At 46.9% G+C, this 1,147-nt stretch carries 1 pseudogene; it reads left to right on the top strand.

Annotated elements, in window-relative coordinates:
- Nucleotides 1-41: 41 nt before the first annotated feature.
- Nucleotides 42-809, top strand: a pseudogene (locus tag ACFIKD_RS09495) (NADH-quinone oxidoreductase subunit H).
- The last annotated feature ends 338 nt before the right edge of the window (nt 810-1,147 follow it).

Genomic DNA, 1,147 nt, shown 5'->3' on the forward strand with positions numbered 1-1,147 from the left:
CAGCAAACCTTCTACTCCTTGTTGCATCCGCACTAACCGCTATAGCATTCCTCACACTTGTTGAACGAAAATTATTAGGTTATATACAACTACGCAAAGGACCCAACATTGTAGGCCCTTACGGACTACTACAACCCTTCGCTGATGCAATAAAACTCTTCACCAAAGAACCCCTAAAACCCTCAACATCCACCACTACACTCTACACCATCGCACCCGCCCTAGCCTTCTCCATTGCCCTCCTCCTATGAACCCCCCTTCCCATACCTAACCCTCTAATCAACTTCAACCTAGGACTCCTATTCATCCTAGCTATATCCAGCCTAACTGTCCACTCCATCCTATGATCAGGATGAGCATCAAACTCAAACTACGCCCTAATTGGAGCCCTACGAGCCGTCGCTCAAACAATTTCATACGAAGTTACCCTCACTATCATCCTGCTATCAGTCTTACTAACAAACGGCTCATTTAACCTCAGTATACTTATTACAACACAAGAACATCTCTGACTCCTCCTACCATCATGACCTTTAGCCATAATATGATTCACCTCCACACTAGCAGAGACAAACCGAACCCCCTTCGACCTCATAGAAGGCGAGTCAGAACTAGTATCAGGCTTTAACATTGAATATGCCGCAGGCCCATTCGCCCTATTCTTTATAGCCGAATATATAAACATTATTATAATGAACGCCCTAACAACTACAATCTTTCTAAGCACATTCTACCCCACCCACTCACCAGAATTATTCACAACATGCTTTACCACCAAAACACTCCTCCTAACCTCTCTATTCCTATGAACTCGAGCAACATACCCCCGATTCCGCTACGACCAGCTCATACATCTACTATGAAAAAACTTCCTTCCACTCACACTAGCATTTCTCATATGAAACATCCCGGCCGTAGGACTTGCGGATCTTTGGTTCGCACGCTCCTGCTCCTGACTCACCGCTGTTCGCTCTCGCCGAGGAACAAGTCGGTCAGGAAGCCGCGCAGCAGCCATGGCTTTTAAGGATACCGGAAAAACACCCGTGGAGCCGGAGGTGGCAATTCACCGAATTCGAATCACCCTAACGAGCCGCAACGTTAAATCCCTGGAGAAGGTGTGTGCTGAGTTGATCAGAGGCGCGAAGGA

This window comes from Bartonella sp. CR84HXZ (assembly GCF_042194535.1).
GTDB lineage: Bacteria > Pseudomonadota > Alphaproteobacteria > Rhizobiales > Rhizobiaceae > Bartonella > Bartonella grahamii.